We start from the raw sequence: 16,253 nt of genomic DNA, 5'->3' as shown, positions 1-16,253 counted from the left end.
TGGCTACGAAAGTAGCGGTGATACTGGGCGAATTAAAGTACTTAGTGCAAACCACCCAACACCAGACGATAACAGCTTAGCTGCTGGCAAAGAGTTATTGGAGCTTGTAAAAAATAATCCGGCTGATATTCCTATTTTGTTTATTATTTCGGGGGGCGGTTCGTCGTTGATGTGCCTACCTGTTGATGATGTGCCTTTTTCACAAAAGCAAAAGCTTAATCAGTTTTTACTTAGAAGTGGTGCAAGCGTTGATGAAATAAATGTAGTGCGTAAGCAGTTGTCACTTGTTAAAGGCGGTAAGTTAGCGCAGGCCGCTAAGTCGGATTATGTTACGCTCATTATTTCAGATGTAGTAGGGGACAAACCAAGTGATATAGCATCAGGCCCTACTATTAGCGATGGCAGTACTAAAGCCGATGCACTGGCTATTTTACAAAAGTACAATTGGCCGGTAATAGCAGAGGTTGAAGCGCATTTATTAAAACCAGAGCAAGAACGAGTTGCTGACACCGTGGGGGAGTACTTTATTGTTGCAAATGCGCAGCATGCTATTGATAGCGCAATAGGTGTTGCACAGCATCAAGGCTGGGAAACTCAGGTACTAGGGTATGATATTCAAGGCGAGGCTAAAGAGGTTGCAAAGCAACATGCGGCTATCGCTCTTGATCAAAAAGCCCAAGGCAAGCGCGTTATGTTGTTCTCTGGTGGCGAGCTTACCGTAACCGTTGCTGATATTTATGGCGATGGCGGGCCCAATCAAGAATACTTAATGGCGTTGGCTGAGGAACTTAATGGCGAAGCGGGTATTTACGCACTTGCTTGTGATACCGATGGTGTAGATGGTAGTAAAGATGTAGCGGGTGCGTATATAAATAGCAGTACAATTGCTCGCGCACAAGACGCTGGCGAAAACTTACACGCACAGTTAGAAGGTCATAATAGCCATCAGTTTTTTAAAGCCATTGATGATTTAATTATTACTGGGCCAACTAACACAAATGTGAATGATTTTAGAGTGATAGTGATTGAGTAGGCGCAGTTTGCCCACTTGTTCTTTATAATGGTTTCACGTAATCTTGTGCTCCAATTTTGTTAGGGTTAATACCTATGTTTTCGTTAAACAACAGTAACTTATTACGCTCTGGTTTTGAGCTTGGAAAAGGCGAAAAGCTATTTCAAGATATTGAGCGCGATATTATAAAAGTGGTGTTTTGGGAAAAGTGCGTAACCCAAAGTCATATTGTGAGCGCAACTCGTATTCCACAGCAAACTGTGTCGCGTTTACTTAAGTCGTTAACCCAACACGGTGTAATTGTACAAACTGATACGCTAATTCCTAATAAAAAAGGTAAGCCTGGGTTTGGCATTGCCCTTAATCCCGATTACGGATTTACCTTTGGCTTAGCTATTTTGCTTGATGCTATTTCGCTTGCTGTAATGGATTTTACGGGAAAGGTGGTTTACAACCATATGCAGCTAATGTCGGATATGAGCATTAATAATGTGCTTAAATGTGCACAAAAGCTGGTAGAAGATATAAGCGCTGAGCGTGACATTCCAAGTGAAAAAGTACTGGGAATGGGCGTGGGTATCTCTGGCTTTTTTAGCTCAATGGATGGGAAAATGAATACCCACCATATGCTAGAAGAGTGGTCGCAGGTTGATATTATCGATATTGTGTCGCAGCATTTTCAACTCCCTACTTGGGTTGTTAACGATGCTACAGGCGCAGCCGCAGGTGAAGGTGTTGCTGGTATTGGACGCGAGTATAAAAACTTTGTTTATATGTTTGTGTCGGCCGCATTTGGTGGTGGTATTGTAAATAATGGCGACGTACTGCGCGGTACATACGGAAACGCAGGTGAGCTTGGCGACATGCTACCGCCAAAATTATATGCCCACCCCAATCTTGAATTACTAAAACGTATTTTGAAAAAAAATGGCGTAGCGGTTACTTCTATTTACGACCTGCATGACAACTTTGACCCCGATTGGCCAGGTGTTGAAGAGTGGTTGTTTAAAGTTCAAGACTCATTTGATTTAGTGGCAACCTGTTGCTCTGCATTATTAGATGCTGAAGCGATTATTATTGGTGGCCATATTCCAAAAGAGTTGGCTGAAAAAGTTATTGCACGAACTGAGGTTTATGCACAATTTAGACGTGGCGCTAAACGCCCTATGCCAAAGCTGGTGGTATCTAATATTGATAATTTTCCGGTATCAATTGGCGCAGCCACATTGCCATTTAGAGAGTTGTGTTTGTAGCTTAATACCAATCCGCAATAATACTTAATCATTTTGCGGGGCTAAACGTGTCGCTACCTGCGTTAAAAAATTCTCATTTACGACTGCATGGATGCAGAAGGTAGAGCAATGCAGGAGCAATTGCCGAGAACAACTAAATATCGAATTTTTTGCCTAGCTATCAACACGTTTTTCCAGCCTCAAAATAGCTTATTTAATTAAGCGAATTGGTATAAGAAATACACATTTTAAAAACAAAAAAGCCGATATTGTTTTATGCAATATCGGCTTTTTTGTGTGGGTTATTTACTCTTCAACGAATGCTTCGCCTTGTGTCATCCACTTAGCAGCAGGTTTGCCTTTTAAGTAATGATCAAAGTACTGCATCATACGTACTGAAAAATCGACCTGATTAGGAAACTTTTTCAAGTGGTGTGGTTCACCTTCGTATTGTAAAAAGGTTGCATCTTTACCTGCGCGACGAAGCGCTAAGTAGTACTGCACGCCTTCGTGCCAAGGCACTGCATCGTCTTTATCGCCAAACATAATTAAAATAGGGGTATTTACTTTATCTGCAAAAAACACCGGTGAGTTTTCTATGTACAGCTCTGGTGCTTCAAATAAGTTTTTACCTATACGGCTTTGCCCTGTTTCGTATTGAAACTGACGAGCAAGACCTGATTTCAAACGTATGCCACTGTAAGCACTGGTCATGTTTGATACTGGCGCGCCAGATACAACCGCTTTAAACATATCTGTTTGGGTTATCATAAACGCACTTTGATAGCCTGCCCAAGAGTGGCCTTGTAAGCCTATTTTATCTGGGTCGGCTATGCCTAAATCTATTAATTTTTGGGTGGCGTTGATCATGGTTTGCGTTGATGATTTACCCGGGTGACCTATTTCAAAACGAATGTCAGGTAAAAAGACCGCATAACCGTTTGAGGTAAACATAGGGAAATTAGGGCGATGGTTTAATTCCATTTTAGGAAAATCAAACATGCGTTGACTCATGTAACGATAAAAATACACAACCACAGGTACTTTATCGCCTTTTTTATATCCCGCTGGTTTTATTAATACACCTTGTAAATCTTCACCGTCAAAGCCTTTATAGCTTATTAGTTCTGGCTTTTCGCTCCAGGCAAAATTACTAATTTGTGGGTTTAGCGTGGTCACTTGTTTTGGTGAACTAAATCTAAAATCTGTTTGGTAGTAATCAGGAAATTGGCTATAAGTTTGCGAGGTAAATAAGTACTTGTCAGCCTTTTTGGCTTTTTTAACCATATCAAAGCGTTTATCACCGCTAAGCACCTTAGTTAGTGTGTTAGTGGTTAAGTCGAGCTTTGCAACTTCGCTTTGTTTAGTTTGTAAGTTAATAGCAGAGACAAGTAATGTATCGCCTTTTTTAAAGCCCACTTGGGTTTTATCAAGCTTAATAACACGGTACTGCGTATTGCTTTGCTTACCATTAGTTAGGCGTTTAGCTTGCTGCGTTTTTACATCAAACGCCCAAATATCGTATTTACTATAAGCAAGCACTTGGCTGCTATCGGTCATCCAACCAGCAAAACCATAACCAGGTTGAGTAGATGGGTAGTCGTGTTTATCATCAGCAAAGGTTGCCTGAATCGCTTTTGTAAGCGGTGTTACTTTATTATTTTTTAAATCTTTTAACTGTATTTGGCTATCGCTAAAATAAGCTGCAAACTCACCATTAGGGGCAAGGCTCGGTCTAAACGGGTAATTACTTATAATTGGAGTTTGTTTACCGGTATTTATATTCACTGCAAAGTAATCAGCAAAAAAACCGCCGTACATTATTTTTTCTAGGTAGGGGATGTTAGATGAGCCAAGTAAAGACACTTCTCGCTGAGGGTTTAGTGCAACCTCAGGCATGTTTGGTGTACTAAGTTGCGCAACTTTTTGCGAGTTAACGTGATACACCGCACTGTAATGGCGATTTTTATTAACTTCGTTCCATTGTTGCTCTTCACGTGGTTTTATTTGCGCATCGTTGTTGTGCCATACATTAAGACCTTTATGCTCACGTATGGTATCAAAGTCGTACAGTGAGGCTTCGTCGGTATATTCTTTAGTTTTTACTTTAGCTGCTAATTTAGGATGGTTTTCAAAATATAAGCGCTCGCCATTTTCTGACCATTCAAGGGTGGCTGTTTTCCCTAACGTCCATGCTTTATTAGGTGAATCTATAGTTGAGAGCTTCTCGTTTTTATATAGCTGTAAAGTGTAGCTTCGGCGGCGCGTGTCATCATTTACATAGTTACCCAATGTAAACGCTGCAATATTGTCAGTGGGGTGCCACGCTATTTTATTTGCGATTACGCCCGGTTCATCAATTAATACGCTGCTATTAAAGTCACTGAGCTCAATTAACGCTATTTGGTTGTTATTACCATCGCTGTAACTTTGACTCACTAATAGCTGGCTGTTAGCTGAGTTAATAGCGTAGCTAAATACGTTTTCTATTGTATGGGTGCGTTTATCAGATAAATTTACGATAACAAGCGCATAGCTCTTATCTTTTTTATCGGGCGTGATAGCGTTGTCTTCTTCGTTTTTAGTGCTATCGGTTTTATCTTCTACTTTTGCGTCATCGTCTTTTTTATTTAAACGATAAGCAAGCCACATACCGTCATTAGATAACGTGTAATCTTTTACATCAGCAAAGCTTTGTTGGGCACCTGATTGTGTGTTTACGAGTACCAGATTGTTTTTAAGTGTGTCTTTTTTTTTGGTTGTTTCTTTTTCAAGTAAGGTAGGTACTTGTGTAAAGGCGACCCAGTTAGCGGCTTTATTAATATGAGGCTTAGTGCCGCGTTCTACTTCTGCGATGAGTGTATTGCTTTGTAGTGAGTAAACTTGACCAGTTGCATTTCCACGATACGGCGTTGCACTAAAAGTGAGTACTTGACCATTGTCAGATAGTTGTGTGCTTTTAGCTGATTTAAAACTAAATACGTCTTTAAATTGTAGCGATTCTTTGGCGTGTATGCCGGTGCTAGTTAAGCTGGCAACGAGTGCCGTGCTTAATAAGGTGAGTTTTGTTTTCATTATTGATTCTCGTATTATGACATTGTTTCATTGTAACGAGTTTGGTTCATAATTCGAGCGGATCAGATAAATGGCAGCTACATACGACAAAACGACCCGCAGGTCGTTTTTTAGTATTCAATTTATTAATTTAGCAAACATTACAGCCAAATTTTTTGTAGCTCAAGCCATTGTTTTTCAAATTGAACACTAGGCTTTGCTTTAAAGTCGCTACGTACAAACTGATTCATTTTGCCTTCAACGTAGGCAAGTAAAAAGTTTGCAAGTGTAAGCTCATCACTTTGAAAGTTTTTACCTTCACGTAATTTACGCTCACGAAGTACTTGTTTAAACTGAGTTTCTAGTTTTTCAAACAAGGTTTGTACACGTTCGCGTAAACGTTCTTGCTCACCTTGCAGAGCATCGCCCGTTAAAATACGAGTAATACCTGGGTTTTTTTCAGCAAAGGTTAGAAGTAATAATAGAATGTTATAAATGCGCGTTTGGCTTTCTTTTTCGTTTTCAATAATAATATTTATACGAGATAAAAGGGTATCTTCAATAAACTCAATTAAGCCCTCAAACATACGCGCCTTGCTCGGGAAATGACGGTATAGCGCGGCTTCAGACACACCCACCTCAGCAGCTAGTTTTGCTGTGGTGATGCGTTGTCCTAAATTAGTTTCTAACATTTGTGCGAGTGCTTGCAGTATTTGCTCTTTGCGATTACTTCTTTTTGTCGCAGGCATGAACATTCCTTTTTATTAGTTATTCTTAGTGGCGCAGTTAAGAACCCTAGTCATTTTTTGTTCAAATGATTGGCGTATGTTAATGTTTTATTCAGTTTGTTTCCAGCCTTTTTATAGATGTTTAGCCAGCTGTTCGATCACCTTGCGAGCTATTTCTACTTTACTTGTTGTTGGTAATTCTAGTTGTTCATTGTGCCAGTACAGTGTTAAAGCATTATGATCGGAATTAAACCCTAAGCCACTTTTTGATACGTCATTAGCGCAAATCATATCTAGATTTTTATTTTGTAGTTTACCTTTAGCATAGCTTTCTACATTTTGAGTTTCGGCGGCAAATCCAACCGTATAGGGGCGGTTTTGTGTAAGGTTTGCAATAGCTGCAATTACGTCAGGGTTTTTAGTTAAAGTAAGGGTGAGTTCGTCGCCTTGCTTTTTCATTTTTTGAGTCGCAATGTTTGCAGCTCGATAATCCGCAACAGCAGCGCAACCTATAAAAGCATCAGATTGTGATGCATAGGTAAGTGACTCAGTTAATAGCTCCTCAGCGCTTTCTATATTAATAAGGTTTACGCCAGTTGGGGCTTTTATAGTGACAGGGCCCGAAATTAAATTAACCTTAGCACCGAATTGCAAAGCTGCTTCTGCTAGTGCATAACCCATTTTTCCAGAACTGTGATTTGATATAAAACGTACCGGATCGAGAGGCTCACGCGTTGGGCCTGCAGTTATTGTAATTGTTTTTCCTGCAAGTAATTGCGGTTGCTCTTTTGCTATACATAGCGCAACTAGCTCATGTGGCTCTAACATGCGTCCAGCGCCTATATCACCACACGCTTGCTCACCTTTACCTGGGCCCCAAATAAGTACGTTACGTGCTTTTAATGTGGCTAAATTTGCTTGTGTAGCTGCGTGTGCATACATTTGCTGGTTCATGGCAGGNCTGCCATTTTTGCAATAATATTGCAGGTAGCTGGGGCAACTAAAATTAAGTCAGCCCATTTTGCAAATTCAATATGCCCCATTGAAGCTTCGGCAGAAGGGTCTAGTAATGAGTCAGAGACTGTTTCTCCACTAACGGCTTGCATGGTCAGTGGTGTAATAAAGTGTTTAGCTGATTCAGTCATAACTACTTTTACTTCACAACCAGCGTCTTTTAATCGCCTAACGAGTTCTGCGCATTTATAAGCTGCAATACCGCCGGTAATACCTAGTACAATTTTTTTGTTTGTTAAGTTAGTCATGAATGTTCATCAGTTTTTATTAAATATTGGGCTTAAAATAACAAATCTTTACCCGTACAGCGAAGTTTTTTAATTCGAAATAACAGGCTAAATTTTAAATTTGCATTACATTTATAAGACACTTTCGCCTCTCAAGGATGAACAATGCAACTTACTTCACTTCCAAACTCACTTCGACCTCGTGAAAAACTCATCGCGAAAGGAGCTAAAGCGCTTACTGATGCTGAGCTCCTTGCCATATTTTTACGAACAGGGTTACCAGGAATGAATGTAATTGAGTTGGCTCAGCATCTATTAAATGAAAATAAAACCCTACATAATTTGTTTAATGCCAGTATTGAGGAGTTTTGCTCTCAAAAGGGGTTAGGGACCGCTAAGTATGTGCAGCTACAAGCTGTATTAGAGCTAAGCCAACGTTATATGCAGGAGCGTTGCCAACGAGATGCAGTGTTTAATTCGCCTAACTCAGTTTATGACTACCTAACAATTCAAATGCGAGGCTTGCAACAAGAAGTATTTATGGTGTTATACCTAGATAGCCAAAATAGATTAGTAAAAGACGAAATACTTTTTTATGGCACAATTAATTCTGCCAGTGTTTATCCGCGTGAAGTGGTAAAGGCTGCCCTTAAAAATAATGCAGCCGCTGTTATTTTTGCGCATAATCACCCAAGTGGTATTGCAGAACCGAGCCAAGCAGACAAACTTATTACTAATAAATTGCAGCAAGCACTGCAATTGGTCGACATAAGTGTGCTCGATCACATCATTGTTGGTGGAGAAACCTGTGTTTCGTTTGCCGAGCGAGGCCTGATTTAGCTTTGTTAGACACATAAGTGTGTTAAAAATGAGCTGTTTAACGTGTTTTGGCAAATTAGTTTAATTTAAATGCAGTTTTTACTTTCCCTAAGGGCATTCGATCTTTATAATTAGCCGCTATCAAATTTACATATATGAGCTGATTGGATAGATCAGTGTTTGATCTTTGCCTGTAAAAGCTGTATAAAGAGCGCCCTTCGATTTATCTCTAGGGCGGAAATACACGGCCTTAGATTAAATTAAGCTCGAGCGAAGTTATTGGAGATATATAGACATGTCTAAAGTATGTCAAGTTACAGGTAAGCGTCCAGCGGTTGGTAATCACCGTTCACACGCGAGAAACGCGACTAGACGTCGTTTCCTACCTAACCTACAAACACACCGTTTTTGGGTTGAAAGTGAAAAACGTTTTGTAACATTACGCACTACTACTAAAGGTATGCGTATTATCGATAAAAAAGGCATCGACACGGTTCTTACAGAAATCCGTGCTCGCGGCGTTAAAGTTTAAGGATCTGAATCATGCGCGATAAAATCCGTTTAGTTTCAACTGCCGGTACTGGTTTTTTCTACACTACTGACAAAAACAAACGTAACATGCCTGAGAAGATGGAAATCAAAAAGTTTGATCCAAAGATTCGTAAACATGTTCTTTTTAAAGAAGCTAAAATTAAGTAATTTTAGTTCTTCTTTTAGAATTTAAAAACCCAGCTTAGGCTGGGTTTTTTGTTTTTAAACTATGATTAGCGAATTGACATAAAAAAACCTCGTTGGCATAACCAACAAGGCTTTTAAATCAAAAAACGTTATACCAATAGCATTAAATTAGTGATTTATTTAATGCGATAAAATAATCATGTTTTTAATAAAATTGGTATCATTAGATTTTTGTGAATGCATCTTGTAGTGGTGGTACTACTTGCTTTTTACGGCTCAGTACACCATCTAACCATACTTTATCATTCTCTGGTTTTACACCGTAAGCCTGCTCAACTAAGTTTGCATCGTCAGATACAATTAGCATTTCTGAGCCTTCTTTCATTATATCGGTAAGCAGTAAAAATACAGAGTGGCGGTTGCCCTCAACTTTTAGCTTAGCAATATCGGCTGCAAGGTCTGCTTTAATATCGTCAAAAACAGCAAGGTCGATTACTTCTAGCTGGCCAATGCCTACTAGGTTACCGTTCATGTTGAAATCTTTAAAGTCACGCATTACTAAATCACGTGCTGGTGTGTCTTCTACCGCAGATTTAACGCGGAACATATCCATACCAAGTTCTTTAAAGTCTTCGATGCCTGCAATTTCAGCTAGCGCTTCAACACATTTAATATCGGCTGTGGTACATGTTGGCGATTTAAATATAACTGTGTCGCTTAAAATTGCACACATCATGATACCAGCGATGTCTTTAGGGATTTCTACGTTGTAGAAGTCATACATCATTTTAATAATGGTGTTTGAACAACCAACAGGACGAATCCAACATTCAAGCGGAGTCGATGATGTTAAGTCACCTAATTTATGGTGATCTACCACACCAACAACGCGAGCTTGGTCGATATCATCAGGTGCTTGTGTTTTTTCTGTGTGATCTACAATATACACATCTTCACCAGCGTAGCTTAACTTAAGCTCTGGTGCTTCAAAACCAAATCTATCAAGGATAAATTGAGTTTCAGGTGAAACTTCACCAAGACGAGTTGGAATTGCTGGCTCATCAATTTGGTTTTTTAAATAAGCCAGTGCAATTGCACCACAAATAGAATCTGAATCTGGGATTTTATGGCCCACTACATACATAGACATTGACGGAACTCCTTTAAATTTGCCGATATTCTAACAAAGTCTGCGGCCTTTAACATATAGACAGCGCAATTAAGTTTTAGTTACACTTTAAAATCTTGAATTTATTAGGTGTATTTATATGCGACTGGGCCGTAAAGGTTGGAACAACGTTATAATATTTTCGATGTTGATTATGATCTTCTTTTTAAATGGCTGGCATAAGCAATTTTTAGGAGGGGAGGATAAACCAGCGTTACAAGCTGTACTCCCCCAGCAAAGTTTTGTACTTACACTGCAATTTGTTGATCAAAAAATTGAGCGAATAGGAACAAGTTGGCGTACAACACCACTACAAAAAGATATACCGCTCGTGTGGAAAGCTTCTGAGCAGCAGCTTAGTGATTTAGTTAACCAATGGCAAAGCGCGGCGCTAATGGGGGTTAATGAGTCTGTTGTTTTTAATCCTAATGCACCTTTATACGTTGCTACATTTGAGTTGGCTGGCGAAAGTATGCCGTGGGTTTATTTGCTCTACAAAGGCGATGGACAATATTATTTACTCGAAAAGAGAAGCCAGCGAATACTCGCACTCGATTTAAAAACTGCTCAGCAGTTATTCCCTAGTTTTGATTTTTCACAAAGTGAGTCTAATTAATGCCTGAATTACCAGAGGTAGAAGTGAGCCGAATGGGTATCACTCCCCACGTACAAAACCAAGTTGTTACAAAGGTAAATATTTACAATGCCAGTATGCGCTGGCCAGTGCCCGATGATGTGTATCAACTTGAAGGGCTAATTGTTACAAGTATTGAGCGACGAGCTAAATATTTACTTTTACATTGTGAGCTTGGGAGCACTATTTTACATTTGGGTATGTCAGGTAATTTGCGTGTAGTAGATAAAAGTGAGCCGCTTAAAAAGCATGACCATGTAGAGTTTATTTTTGGCAACGGTAAAGCGCTGCGCTTAAACGATCCTCGTCGTTTTGGTTGTTGCTTATGGCAAGAGCCCGGTGAAGTGCATAAGCTACTCTCTAAGCTTGGTCCTGAGCCGCTTACCGATGATTTTTTTGCTAAACGCGTGTACGAACAATCGCGCAATAAAAAAGTACCCGTAAAGCAATTTATTATGGATAACGCAGTGGTGGTTGGTGTTGGTAATATTTACGCGAATGAATCGTTATTCAAAGCGGGTATACATCCAAAGCGAGAAGCGGGAAAAGTATCGCTCAAACGTTATCAAGCACTTATCCCTATTATAAAAGACACGCTTGCGGCGGCTATTACACAAGGTGGTACAACGCTTAAAGACTTTGCACAAAGTGATGGTAAGCCTGGGTATTTTGCCCAAGAGTTATTAGTATATGGGCGCAAAGGTAAGCCATGTATGACGTGCGAAAACGAATTAGAAGAAATTAGATTAGGGCAACGCAGTACTATTTTTTGCTCAAATTGTCAAAAGTAGTTATTTGAATTTTACTGACTCTAAATTTAATGAGATTTAAGGGCCAGCTTTAAAAGCGGGCCCTTTATTTTAAAGCTCGAACGGTGCTACACCGACTGCCTTCATTTTATATCCTACCTGCGCGATTTCGCCCGACCATGTTTCTGTGCTTATTATTCCGGTTACAACGATTGCGTCGTACAGACTATCTATAGGCACACCACCTTTAATCGTTACATGGACTATTTGATTTGGCGGTGGTGGTGGTACGTGTATACAGGCGCCAAAATAAGGCACGAGTAAAAACTCAGTAATGACTTCGCTATCGCCCTCAAGTGGCACAACAAAACCTGGCAAACTTACCGATTGACCATCAAGCGCTTTTACCACTGGAGCATCTAAATCGGGTTGCACCCAGTTTTGATCGCTGCCTTCGTGATTAGCTTGTGCTTGAGTGTCTATTTGCATATGACCTTTGGGAATTAAGTCTTCCCAAAAAATTTCTTTTGGTGGATTGGCATAGCTCGCTACGCTTATAAATAATAAGCTAATAGCAGCAATGTATTGAAAAGCTGTTTTAAAAAATGTCATAAAATACCTAAAAATTATGCTTTTATACTCATGCCATCGCTGAGTGAATAAAAATAAGCGCGAGTAGCGGGTATTAAGCCAATAACAAAACCTGCGGCCATAATAACCCCGATTAAGCCCAGTTCATAGTAAGAGAGCATTGTGATATTTACGCTTATACCGGCATGGCTTTGTAAGTAACCGCTGGCTGAAAAAATAACTAAATAGTAAAGCGCACTACCCACTAGGCAACCAAGTAAAGTTGTCAGTAATGATTCAATACTTATAAGTGTAAATAAATGCCAAGGGCGAGCGCCTACTGAGCGCAATATAGCAAGTTCGCGACGTCGCTGGCTCAGATTTGCAAGCAATGTCGTTAACATACCAAGTAAGCTAACTAACACGACAACAGTTGAGAATAGTAATAGTATTTTTTCTACTATGGCGAGCATTTCCCATAACTCTTTAAGTGTTACGGTTGGCATAATGCCAAGTAAAGCTTCTTGCTTATATTGATTTATATTGCGCCTAATTTGTAATGTGTACAAAGGCGAATTAAATCCCATTAAAAATGCTGTAATTTGCTTTGGGTGACCGACTAGGTTGTTATGTTCGTCATGCTCATGCTCATGCTCATGCTCATGCTCATGCTCATGCTCATGGCTCGCTTTACCGCCGTGAATTAAATCGATTGCAGCCAAAGGAATGTGCAGCGTTTTATCAACTGGCGTGCCTGTTGGGCTTAAAATGCCGACGACTTTAAATGGGTTATCGTCATGATGATGAAAACTGGTGTTCCCCATGCCGTGCGATATAACAATAGAGTCGTTAAGTTTGTAGCCTAGTTTATTTGCAACTTCGCTACCTAGCACCACTTCGTTAATTGCGGCAAAAGGGTGGCCTTTGTTAAAGGTTAAATTTTGTTTTTTTGCAAAGCGATAATGGCTAAAGTAATCAAGTGTTGTGCCTAGTACCGCTTGGCCTTTATGGCTGTCGCCTAGGCTTATAGGTATGCTCCATTTTACGCCTCGCTGACTTGTTATGTATTGATAACTTTTCCAACTTACGCCGTTATTAGTATGGCCAATTCTAAATACTGACGAAAGCAGCAACTGTATATCGCCGGTACGCGCACCAACAATTAAATCAGTGCCCGAAATAGTATTACTAAAACTACTTTTAGCATCAATTCGTACACGTTCAATACTCAAAAGTAGCATTACACTAATTGCGATAGTAAATAATGTAAGCAGTACACTTGCGCGGCGATTTAATAAGCTTTTGTAAGCAAGTTTAGCGAGAATCATACCTGCTCCTGCAAATTTATAAGATCAATGGAGCGGTTAAATAAAGGCTTTAGTGTTTCATCGTGGCTCACAAATACCAGCGTACTATTAGATAACTTTGCTTGTTCAAACAGTAGCTTTATAAAGCTCTCACGGTTATTTGTATCGAGTGCAGATGTGGGCTCATCAGCAATTATTAGTTCAGGGCTGCCTATAAATGCGCGAGCGGCAGCAACGCGCTGTTGCTGTCCAATACTCAGTGTCGCTACATCTTTATGGTGATACTGGGCAGTAAGGCCTAAAGCATTTAATAACCGTATCGCTTCTTTTTGTAAGGCAGAGTTTTTATTTGATGATTTCTTTAATATTTTTTGTTTTCGGCTTTTTGAAAACTCACACCCAAGCGTTATATTTTCAATAGGAGTTAAATAAGGAAGCAGGTTAAAGTTTTGAAAAATGTAGCCAATGTGATCCGCTCTAAAAACATCACGGGTGGTATTGCTTAATGTAGTTAGGTTTTGGTCTAAAATTGATACCTCACCGCTGGTGGCTGTATTAATGCCAGCAAGAATCGCTAATAAGGTCGATTTACCTGAGCCACTAGGACCGTGTAAAAAAATATGCTCACCTTTTTCTATAACTAACTCTTTTATGTTGAGCGTGGGTGAGCTATCGCTTTTATGCCACTTAAAAGTTACGTTTTTCAGGTTTATCATTATCCGATTACCAACCCCAGTAGTTTAGATCTTTACGCATTTTTAGCTGTCTTATTATATTTAATGGCTTGGGTTTTAGTTTTTCGTTACTTTGTAAAAATTCATTAGCTGCATTTAATACGCGTTGGCTAGATTGGCCATCGGTATACGGATGAAGTTCCTGGCAATAGCTTTCAATATTTTGCATTAAATCACTAGGTTTAGTAAGCACGTGTTCAATAGCTGCTTCTACTTCATCTGCGTCGGTAATATCAAGTAAATGAGGAAGTGGTTTTTGATTACAAAACGTGACTACCGGTTTACGTAGTAGTAAAAACATTAAAAGAACTGACGATGTATCGCACAGCATAACATCAGCAGCTTGCAGTAACGGCAAAACGTTATCGGTTTCAATAAATGTTAGATTTTCGTTACTCAGCGCTTTATATTTATTAACCCATTCGGCAGGCATTTTAGGATGAAACTGCATCAAAATACGCCACTTACCTTGCTCACTAAAATGTTTTATTTGCTCATATAATTTAGGAGCAAGTGATAGCTTTCGTGAGAAAGTAGAGCATATAAGTAAAGTAGGGCGAGGGTCGTCGCTTACATAAGGATTATTTGAAGTGTTACTAAAAAGTGGATCGAGTGTTGGCCAGCCAGTTTCAGTTACTTTAAAGAAACCATGCTGCTTAGCTAGCTCTTTAAATCGGGTTGTTGTATTTGGGCCTTGCGTACAATATAAATCGTAACAACCACGAATAGTAAAATGACCACGATTACCTTCAGAGCTGCGCTTTTCAGAATTAAAACCATGAAATACAGCTACTTTTTTACCTGGAATAAAGCTAGGTACTATATTACCCGGTATAAACGTAATGTTTGGAGCCCAGCTTTTTACATCTTTTATGGTATGTAAACGTGGCTCGTCTNTACCCGCTAAAAACCAGCGTACTTCACCACCATGTGTCAATATTTGCGCCTGCAAAGGTCTCAAGATAGCGTATGAATAATTCTGAGAAATATACATTAAGTATTTTTTATTTTTAGTGGCAGTTAAGTAGTTCAAGCTATCTCCTCAGGCTGGTTAGCACATTAAGTTTACCCCATTGCGACTCGCTTATAAATATATGCCTTTATTTGTTTTAAGCATCCGATTGAGCTTTGAGGTTGGCTAGATTATTATACAGCCCATATAACCCCATACCATACTTTGCTCAAAGAGCATCCCTAACCCCGGAGATAGCATGACTAGCTATAAAGTTTTAGACGTAAACGATGATTTACCCATTCGTACCAAAGGTGAAGTACACAGCGGTAAAGTTCGTTCAGTTTATTGGTTAACTGATGAAGACAGCGCACGATTAATTAAAGATAAAGGCTACCAAGTACCGACAGGTACTGAGCTTGCTATTATGGTTATTTCAGACCGAATTTCTGCATTTGATTGCATTTGGCAGGGCGAAAACGGTTTAAATGGCGTACCAGGTAAAGGTATAGCGCTAAACTCAGTGGCAGCCCATTGGTTTAAGTTATTTGATAAAGCGGGTCTTGCGGGCAATCATATTGTAGATATTCCGCATCCGTATGTGTGGATTGTACGTAAAGCCAGTACAGTGAAGGTAGAGGCAATTGCTCGCCAATATATTACGGGTAGCATGTGGCGCGATTACGCTAAAGGCATACGTAACTTTTGTGGTATTGAATTACCAGAGGGTTTAAAAGCGAACCAAAAGCTTGATAACGTTTTAATTACGCCGTCAACAAAAGGTATTATTGAAGGCGTTGCTGATATTCCGCCTGTTGATGATGTAAATATTACTCGCGCTAATATTACTAATAACTTAGATGTATTTAACTTTAAATCGGCAGATGATGTAACCAAATACGAAAAACTGTTAGTTGAAGGTTTTAAATTAATTAGTGATGAACTAGCGAAGCTTGACCAAATTTTTGTAGATACTAAATTTGAGTTTGGTTATGTAGAGGATTTAAATGGCGCGCAACAGCTTATATATATTGATGAAGTAGGCACGCCTGATTCGTCACGTATTTGGGATGAAGCCGCTTACAAAGACGGTAAAATTGTTGAAAATTCTAAAGAAGGCTTTCGTCAATTACTGATTCATAACGTGCCAGAGAGCGACGTATTATTAAATAAAGATCGCATGAGTGAGCGTGAGCAGTTAGCTAAAGATTATATTTTACCAGAATCAGTAATGCTTGAAGTGTCAAATACCTATGTTGGCATAGCGAGTAAAATTGTTGGCAGAGATATCGTGATCCCTGAAGATCCTCGCCAAGAAGTTATTACTATTTTAGATAACGATTACGGATTAATTGTTAAATAACAGCACTTAAGT

General features: G+C 39.5%; 15 protein-coding genes and 1 pseudogene. 8 read left to right on the top strand and 8 right to left on the bottom strand.

Going from position 1 to position 16,253, the window contains the following annotated elements:
* Nucleotides 1–1,033, top strand: a 1,033-nt coding sequence (locus L655_RS0111400) for a DUF4147 domain-containing protein (protein WP_024605093.1), incomplete at its 5' end; no start/stop codon positions are given.
* A gap of 74 nt (nucleotides 1,034–1,107) precedes the next feature.
* Entirely contained in the window at nucleotides 1,108–2,265 is a 1,158-nt protein-coding gene (locus L655_RS0111395) for an ROK family transcriptional regulator (RefSeq protein WP_024605092.1), read from the top strand.
* Between the two features lie 285 nt (nucleotides 2,266–2,550).
* Here L655_RS0111395 and L655_RS0111390 read toward each other — a convergent pair whose 3' ends face one another.
* The 3 genes and pseudogenes from L655_RS0111390 to coaBC all read right to left on the bottom strand — a co-directional run bounded on the left by L655_RS0111390 (nucleotide 2,551) and on the right by coaBC (nucleotide 7,288).
* Nucleotides 2,551–5,319, bottom strand: a complete 2,769-nt coding sequence (locus tag L655_RS0111390; RefSeq protein WP_024605091.1) for a prolyl oligopeptidase family serine peptidase — start codon at nucleotides 5,317–5,319, stop codon at nucleotides 2,551–2,553.
* 140 nt (nucleotides 5,320–5,459) lie between these two features.
* Nucleotides 5,460–6,047, bottom strand: a complete 588-nt coding sequence (gene slmA / locus L655_RS0111385; RefSeq protein WP_004335558.1) for a nucleoid occlusion factor SlmA — start codon at nucleotides 6,045–6,047, stop codon at nucleotides 5,460–5,462.
* 111 nt (nucleotides 6,048–6,158) lie between these two features.
* A pseudogene (gene coaBC / locus L655_RS01000000125515) lies at nucleotides 6,159–7,288 on the bottom strand (bifunctional phosphopantothenoylcysteine decarboxylase/phosphopantothenate--cysteine ligase CoaBC).
* A 144-nt stretch (nucleotides 7,289–7,432) separates the two neighbouring features.
* On the opposite strand from coaBC, the gene radC reads away from it, so the two are divergent.
* From radC to rpmG, 3 genes are all read left to right on the top strand, one after another.
* Nucleotides 7,433–8,107 carry a DNA repair protein RadC gene (gene radC, locus L655_RS0111375; RefSeq protein ID WP_007581936.1) on the top strand — a complete coding sequence of 225 codons (675 nt, stop codon included), beginning with the start codon at nucleotides 7,433–7,435 and terminating at the stop codon, nucleotides 8,105–8,107.
* Nucleotides 8,108–8,381: 274 nt separating this feature from the next.
* Entirely contained in the window at nucleotides 8,382–8,618 is a 237-nt protein-coding gene (rpmB, locus tag L655_RS0111370) for a 50S ribosomal protein L28 (RefSeq protein WP_004335549.1), read from the top strand.
* A gap of 11 nt (nucleotides 8,619–8,629) precedes the next feature.
* Complete coding sequence (gene rpmG, locus L655_RS0111365; RefSeq protein ID WP_004335545.1) at nucleotides 8,630–8,785, top strand: 50S ribosomal protein L33; 156 nt, start codon at nucleotides 8,630–8,632, stop codon at nucleotides 8,783–8,785.
* Between the two features lie 202 nt (nucleotides 8,786–8,987).
* On the opposite strand, the gene L655_RS0111360 is transcribed toward rpmG, so the two are convergent.
* Nucleotides 8,988–9,914 (bottom strand): manganese-dependent inorganic pyrophosphatase, encoded by a 927-nt coding sequence (locus L655_RS0111360; RefSeq protein ID WP_004335532.1) that lies wholly within the window; start codon nucleotides 9,912–9,914, stop codon nucleotides 8,988–8,990.
* A 118-nt stretch (nucleotides 9,915–10,032) separates the two neighbouring features.
* On the opposite strand from L655_RS0111360, the gene L655_RS0111355 reads away from it, so the two are divergent.
* The gene (locus L655_RS0111355) at nucleotides 10,033–10,548 is read left to right on the top strand and encodes a hypothetical protein (RefSeq protein WP_004335529.1); all 516 of its coding nucleotides are present in this window, start codon (nucleotides 10,033–10,035) and stop codon (nucleotides 10,546–10,548) included.
* Nucleotides 10,548–11,357 carry a bifunctional DNA-formamidopyrimidine glycosylase/DNA-(apurinic or apyrimidinic site) lyase gene (gene mutM / locus L655_RS0111350; protein WP_004335526.1) on the top strand — a complete coding sequence of 270 codons (810 nt, stop codon included), beginning with the start codon at nucleotides 10,548–10,550 and terminating at the stop codon, nucleotides 11,355–11,357. The genes L655_RS0111355 and mutM overlap by 1 nt, the downstream gene beginning before the upstream one ends.
* 69 nt (nucleotides 11,358–11,426) lie before the next feature.
* Here mutM and L655_RS0111345 read toward each other — a convergent pair whose 3' ends face one another.
* The 4 genes from L655_RS0111345 to L655_RS0111330 are packed head-to-tail and all read right to left on the bottom strand — an operon-like array spanning nucleotide 11,427 to nucleotide 14,959.
* Nucleotides 11,427–11,927 carry a DUF3299 domain-containing protein gene (locus L655_RS0111345; protein WP_004335523.1) on the bottom strand — a complete coding sequence of 167 codons (501 nt, stop codon included), beginning with the start codon at nucleotides 11,925–11,927 and terminating at the stop codon, nucleotides 11,427–11,429.
* 14 nt (nucleotides 11,928–11,941) lie between these two features.
* On the bottom strand, nucleotides 11,942–13,213 hold the full coding sequence (locus L655_RS0111340) for an ABC transporter permease (protein WP_024605090.1): 1,272 nt from the start codon (nucleotides 13,211–13,213) through the stop codon (nucleotides 11,942–11,944).
* Complete coding sequence (locus L655_RS0111335; protein ID WP_024597019.1) at nucleotides 13,210–13,908, bottom strand: ABC transporter ATP-binding protein; 699 nt, start codon at nucleotides 13,906–13,908, stop codon at nucleotides 13,210–13,212. Before L655_RS0111335 ends, L655_RS0111340 begins: the two co-directional genes overlap by 4 nt.
* Nucleotides 13,909–13,915: 7 nt before the next feature.
* Nucleotides 13,916–14,959, bottom strand: a complete 1,044-nt coding sequence (locus L655_RS0111330; protein WP_024605089.1) for a CDP-glycerol glycerophosphotransferase family protein — start codon at nucleotides 14,957–14,959, stop codon at nucleotides 13,916–13,918.
* A 178-nt stretch (nucleotides 14,960–15,137) separates the two neighbouring features.
* Here L655_RS0111330 and L655_RS0111325 point away from each other — a divergent pair, with 178 nt between their 5' ends.
* Nucleotides 15,138–16,241 (top strand): phosphoribosylaminoimidazolesuccinocarboxamide synthase, encoded by a 1,104-nt coding sequence (locus tag L655_RS0111325; protein ID WP_024605088.1) that lies wholly within the window; start codon nucleotides 15,138–15,140, stop codon nucleotides 16,239–16,241.
* Nucleotides 16,242–16,253 lie beyond the last annotated feature (12 nt).

It is taken from the genome of Pseudoalteromonas sp. TAE79, assembly GCF_000498015.1.
Taxonomy (GTDB): domain Bacteria; phylum Pseudomonadota; class Gammaproteobacteria; order Enterobacterales; family Alteromonadaceae; genus Pseudoalteromonas.
This window is presented reverse-complemented; position numbering and strand designations above follow the sequence as displayed.